The organism is Streptomyces sp. NPDC059248, from assembly GCF_042753905.1.
Classification (GTDB): Bacteria; Actinomycetota; Actinomycetes; order Streptomycetales; family Streptomycetaceae; genus Streptomyces.
Genome location: NZ_JBHYZV010000154.1, coordinates 1 through 5,508, shown reverse-complemented (window position 1 = coordinate 5,508; position 5,508 = coordinate 1). Strand labels below are relative to the sequence as shown.

Here is a 5,508-nt window from a genome sequence, read left to right as displayed (position 1 = left end):
GGCGGGGTCGAGGGCATGGGCGGGGCGCCCGCGGGGCCGCCGGCCGGGCGGGGCGGCGGACCGGCGGGTCCGCGGTCCGCGGACTGTGACGTACTCGACGCCAGTGTGCGGCTGCGGACCCGGTACAAACCGGTGTCCAGGTCGTCGGCCTTCTCCAGATGGACCTTGATCGGGCCCATGAAGGTGTAGCGCTGCTGGTTGGCGTAGTCCCGTACGAGACCCGCCAGCTCGTCGCCCAGCTGGCCCGAGTAGGGGCTCAGCCGCTCGAAGTCGGGAGCGCTCAGCTCGACGATGAAGTCATTGGGGACGACCGTCCGGTCGCGATTCCAGATCGTCGCGTTGTTGTCGCACTCGCGCTGGAGCGCACCGGCGATCTCGACGGGCTGGACCTCGGACTTGAACACCTTGGCGAAGGTGCCGTTGACCAGACCTTCGAGACGCTGCTCGAAACGCTTCAGAACTCCCATCGGGCACCTCCTTCGGCTCTGCCGTCCTCATACTGCTTACTGATCGTATCCACGCGTCGGGAAATCGGCTGGTTCCCCTTGTCTGCCCCGTCGATGAGTGTCACCTCTCACACGGATCGTAGAGGCGGCCCGCTGCCAGTGTCCCGCACCCCGGGCGCACCCGGCGGGAGCGGGGCGAACCCCTGCCGCCGGGCGTCCGCCCCCGGCCCTTCCGGCCCGCTTCCGCTTACCCCTCCGGATCCCCCCGCCGGAGCGCCGCCCGCGCCCCGGCCCGCGCCGCTCCGGCGGCACCGGCCCCCGGCCGCCCGTTCCCGCATCCCGCCATGGCCCCGCACATCGATCCCTTCTCGCCCGCCGGCCCCTGCGGCGTCTCTCCTGTCTCTCCCACTTCCCCGCTCCTTCCCGGTTTCCGCGCCGACCGAGCCACCCTCCTTCCATCGGCTGCCCGCCCCGTCGGACGCCGAAAGGGATGTGAACCCACCCTCCCCAGCGTGCTAATCTTCTCGATGTCGGCAGGCGGAACCACCGGAAGGCGGGAAGCCCGGCGACAACACCCAATGCGCGGGTGGCGGAATAGGCAGACGCGCTGGATTCAGGTTCCAGTGCCCGAAAGGGCGTGGGGGTTCAACTCCCCCCTCGCGCACCATGTGAAATCCGATAAACGGGTTCTCGCCGGAGACGAAAGTCCTGGTGAGGGCCCGTTTCTCGTTGTCCGGCTCTGGCTCCGGCTCCGACTTCGGCATGCCGTGGGTCCGGCGGTGTACACCCCCGTCGCCTGCCCTGTGTGAAAGAGGCCACAGAGCGGCTCATTCAAGAGGGCGCCGATGCCCCCCGCCCCTCGGTGGCCGTTGAATGTGGACCTCCAACGCGGAGGCCACGTGCCACCAGGGCACCGGCAGAGGGCTCATGCTGTCCCAGTACGCGTGATGGTGCCGTACGGCGGTGCTCAGGCCGAGCGCCGCCGCCGACGGGGGGATGCGGTCGGCGATGCGGCGGGTGACACTGCCAGCACCGCGGGCCGTCGGGGTGATGCCGTGGCCGACGAGCAGGGTCACCGTGCGGATGGCGTCGAGGACCGCCGGGGGTGCCGCTCCGGCGAGCGGGCCGAAGACCTGCTGGTGCCAGGGGAGGCGGGAGCGTACCCAGGCGAGGCGTTCGAGGGATGTGCCCAGGTCGACGGCCATACGGCTCGGGTCGTCCGCGTTCCGGAGCAGGACGATGTCGCCGAGGGGGAGTCCGGCGTGGTCGTAGCGCAGGGTCACCCCTTCGACCTGGCGGCGGCGCCAGACCTTCAGGGTGCCGTACACGGTGATGTGGCGGGCGTGGAGGCCCAGAAGGGAGAGGACCGTGAGCCACTCGTCGAGGATGGTGCCGTACGAGCGCGCGTCGGGGACCGGCTGTACCCGTGAGGCGTTGACGAACGAGGTCAGGAAGCCGTCGAGCAGGTTGCCGTGCCGGTCGCGGTGTCCGGTCAGGCGGACCACGGGCTGGGGCAGGAACCCCTGCCGGTAGGGGACGGCGCGACGGTCCTTGAGACAGGGATCCAGGGCCTGGACGGCGGAGACGGTCAGTTCCGTCTCCCGGCCCCACCGCAGTGGCAGGCAGTCGGCGCGGGGGACCCCGATGCCGGCGAAGGCCCCTTCGAGCCTGTTGAGCAGTTCGTCCCAGGTGAGCCGGCGGCTCGGGGGCCGGTAGGGGGTGCCGCGCTGCGGGTGCTCGATGGTCAGGTAGTCGCCGCGGAGGGTGAATTCCCACCGCGGCCCCAGGGCCCTGCGGAGAATGCCGGGTACCGCCGCGCTCAGCACGGGAGCCCGGCGAGGGCTTCGAAGTGGCGCCTGGGGTCGAACCGGCGCATTCCCACGGCCTGCACTTCGGCGTGGTCGCGTTCGCCGGCATCGAGGACGGCATCCGCGAGCGCCCGGGCGGCAGCTTCGTCGTCGATGCCCGGGTCGACGACGGCCACGGCGCCCGTGCGGTCGCACAGGGCCGCCTGGGCACAGGTCCCCTCCCGCCAGGTGAGACCGGCCACGGGGGTACCGGCGCGGAGGGACTCTCCGAAGACGGCGGCGCCCGCCTCCACGTAGTCGCGGGCACAGGTGTAGACGAAGACCGAGGCCTCGCCGAACGCGGCGCTCTTCTCCCGTCCTCCCAGCTCTCCCGCCCATTCCACATGGTCGGCCGCGAAGAGCCGGGCGTGCTGTTCGACGTAGGCGTCGGAGAACACCGGCCCGACGACGCGGATCCGGCGGCCGAGGATCTGCGCCGCCCGAATGGCGATGTGAGGCGCCTTCTCCGCGTCGACGCGGCCGAGCCAGACCAGGTCCCTGCCCGGCCGTGACGGCGGCTCGTCCTCGCCGAGGCCGCGGTGGACGGCCAGTTCGGAGACGGGCCGGTGCGCGGCGTAACGCTCCATCATCTCGGGCGAGTAGCAGTACAGCCGGGTACGCGTGCCGTCGAAGGTGCCGGCGGCATGACGGAAACCGGGGTGGTGCTGGAACGTGGCGACATCGCAGTCCAGCAGGTCCCGGACCCGGCGCCACGCAGGCAGTGCCGGGTACTCGTGGCCGGTGATCAGCAGGTCGTAGCCCGTGGCGCGCAGCTCCCGCGCGGCGAGGGAGCCGGGTTCCAGGTCCTCCAGCCGTGCCGTCGTGCGGGTCCACTCGGGGGCGAGGTCCTCGCGCCACAGCGGACCGAGCAGGTGTACGTCGGCGCCTGCGGCACGGGCGCCTTCCGCGACCGCCCAGAGCCACCGTTCGATCCCGCCGTAACCGGCCGGGGGGAATGCGTAACTGCCGGGGAAGTCGCAGACGCCGACTAACACCTATGCCTCCGAGGGCGTTCCGTCCGCCTTGATCCGGCGGAAACCGAGGTACTTCACGAGCGCTTCGGGCAACAGGACCGAACCGTCAGCTTGCTGGTGCTGCTCCAGGACGGCGGCCAGTGTGCGGCCGATCGGCAGGCCGGAGCCGTTGACCGTGGCTGCGGGGGTGGGCCTGCCGTTCTCGTCGCGGGTACGGATGCCCGCGCGACGGCCCTGGAAGGTGCCGAAGTCCGACACCGAGGAGATCTCCCGGTAGGTGTTCTGGCTGGGCAGCCACACCTCCAGGTCGTATGTCAGCCGGGCGGAGAAGCCGGTGTCGCCCGCCGCGAGCGCGACCACCCGGTAGGCCAGGTCGAGTTCCTTCAGACAGGCCTCCGCGTGGCCGATCATCTTCGCCGTCTCGGCGGGGGCCTGGTCCGCGGCGCAGATGCGGACCATCTCGACCTTGGAGAACTGGTGCTGCCGGATCAGCCCCCGGGTGTCCCGGCCGTAGGAGCCGGCTTCCGAGCGGAAGCACGGGGTGTGGGCGGTCAGGGCTACGGGCAGTTCGGCGGGCGGGACGATCTCGTCCGCGTAGAGGTTGGTGAGCGGTACCTCGGCAGTCGGGATCAGAAACAGGTCGCGGTCGGCCACGCCCGTTTTGAACAGGTCCTCCTCGAACTTGGGCAGCTGCCCGGTGCCGGTCATCGTCCGCCGGTTGACCAGGAACGGAACCGAGTGCTCGACATAGTCGTGGCGGCGGGTGTGCAGATCCAGGAAGAGGGTGGCGAGGGCCCGCTCCAGTGCCGCTCCCGTGCCGCGCAGGACACTGAAGCGCGGCCCGGACAGCTTGGTCGCCCGTCCGAAGTCCAGGATGCCCATGGCTTCGCCGAGGTCGACGTGGTCCTTGGGCTCGAAGGAGAAGGCGGGAGGGGTGCCGACGCGGCGCTGCTCGACCGCGAACTCCTCGGAGTCCCCGTCGGGGGCCTCTTCGGCGGGCAGATTGGGGATGCTCAGGAGGATCTCCGTCAGCTCCTCCTGGACACGCTCCTGCTCCGCCTCGGTCTCGCGGATCTGCTCCTTGAGCTTGCGCGCGGTCTCCTTGAGCCCCGCGATGTCGCCGCCTTCCCGTGCGGCCCGCTGGACCTCCTGCGCGACGCGCTTGGCTCCGGAACGCAGCTCGTCACCGGAGCGGATGCTCTTGTTCCGACGGGACTGGAGACTCTCCAAGGAGGAGAGATCCAGGGTGTAGCCGCGGCGTGCGAGTCGGCGCACGGCTTCTTCACCCATGTCGATCAGAACGCGGGCATCATGCATAAGAGCTTCGCTCCTCGAACGGGACAGACAGTGATCCGACCGTAGCAAGGGCGGGCCGGCCGTCTCCGCGTGAATTCCTTCCGTCACCCGGTCCGGGGCAGGAGGTGTGTCTCAGGGGCGCGGCGATCAGTACTCCGTCTCCACGGACGGTCGACGCCCGGTGCTGTCGCGGCTGCGACACGGCCGGAGTTCGCGGGTCCGGGGGCGTCATCCCGTGCCCTTCCCGAGCAGGGAGTCCAGGACGCCCGTCATGACGGTCAAGCGTGCGTCGCCGGTCGTCTCGTAGTACAGGAGGCCGTCCAGGCCGAGCAGCAGACACCACGGCAGGAGCTGTCCGACCGGGATGCCCGAGGCCAGACGCGCCCGGTGCAGTCGGTCCTCGGTCCCGCTGCCGACCTCGTAGTAGATGGTCCAGAAGGCCCAGTCGTAGGCCGCGTCGCCGGTCATCGGCAGGGGGTCGAGCAGCACCGGCCGGCCGTCCTCGGTGAACAGGACGTTCTCGCGGTAGAGATCGGCGTGCAGCAGGGTCCTGCGTGCCGGATGCTCCCGGATTCCGGCGCCGCCGCGGAAAGCCGAACCGGTACGGGGGCCGAGGGCGGTGGTCTCCAGCCGATGGCGGACGCGTGGCAGGACCTCCTTTGCGAGGTGGTCCTGCAGCGCCGGAAAGATGCCCGCGACGGGCGCGCTCCGTCCGGCTTCATGGACCCGGGCGACGGCCGCCGCGACGAGGCCGTTCTCGTGCGCGGGCCGGGGCGCGCCCCCTGGGGCGCCGCCCACGGGTGTGAACGCCGCGACGGCGAGATCGTCGTCCGCGGCCAGTACGACATGCTCGGGTTCGCGGTGCCAGATCCGGAGGGCCCGTACCTCCCGGGCGTACCGGTCGCGGTCCGGCCACGCCTTCACCAGCACGCGCCCGTCGTCGGC

Annotated in this window: 5 protein-coding genes and 1 tRNA gene; 1 reads left to right on the top strand and 5 read right to left on the bottom strand. The window is 71.0% G+C overall.

Annotated elements, in window-relative coordinates:
* The coding region (locus tag ACFXG1_RS32855) for a DUF3662 domain-containing protein (protein WP_384745835.1) at positions 1–467 on the bottom strand (467 nt) is incomplete at its 3' end.
* Between the two features lie 559 nt (positions 468–1,026).
* Between ACFXG1_RS32855 and ACFXG1_RS32850 the strand changes: the two genes are divergently transcribed.
* A tRNA-Leu gene (locus tag ACFXG1_RS32850) sits at positions 1,027–1,113 on the top strand.
* Positions 1,114–1,273: 160 nt separating this feature from the next.
* On the opposite strand, the gene ACFXG1_RS32845 is transcribed toward ACFXG1_RS32850, so the two are convergent.
* The 4 genes from ACFXG1_RS32845 to ACFXG1_RS32830 all read right to left on the bottom strand — a co-directional run.
* Positions 1,274–2,272: a hypothetical protein gene (locus ACFXG1_RS32845; RefSeq protein ID WP_384718656.1), complete on the bottom strand. Its 999-nt coding sequence runs from the start codon at positions 2,270–2,272 to the stop codon at positions 1,274–1,276.
* Positions 2,266–3,288 (bottom strand): glycosyltransferase, encoded by a 1,023-nt coding sequence (locus ACFXG1_RS32840; RefSeq protein WP_384718658.1) that lies wholly within the window; start codon positions 3,286–3,288, stop codon positions 2,266–2,268. The genes ACFXG1_RS32845 and ACFXG1_RS32840 overlap by 7 nt, the downstream gene beginning before the upstream one ends.
* Positions 3,289–4,584, bottom strand: a complete 1,296-nt coding sequence (serS, locus tag ACFXG1_RS32835) for a serine--tRNA ligase (protein ID WP_384745833.1) — start codon at positions 4,582–4,584, stop codon at positions 3,289–3,291.
* 207 nt (positions 4,585–4,791) lie between these two features.
* On the bottom strand, positions 4,792–5,508 hold a 717-nt coding region (locus ACFXG1_RS32830), incomplete at its 5' end, for a fructosamine kinase family protein (RefSeq protein ID WP_384745831.1).

Coding starts and splice junctions, on each gene's coding strand:
- serS (WP_384745833.1), bottom strand. CDS start 4,584: ATGCATGATGCCCGCGTTCTGATCGACATGGGTGAAGAAGCCGTGCGC.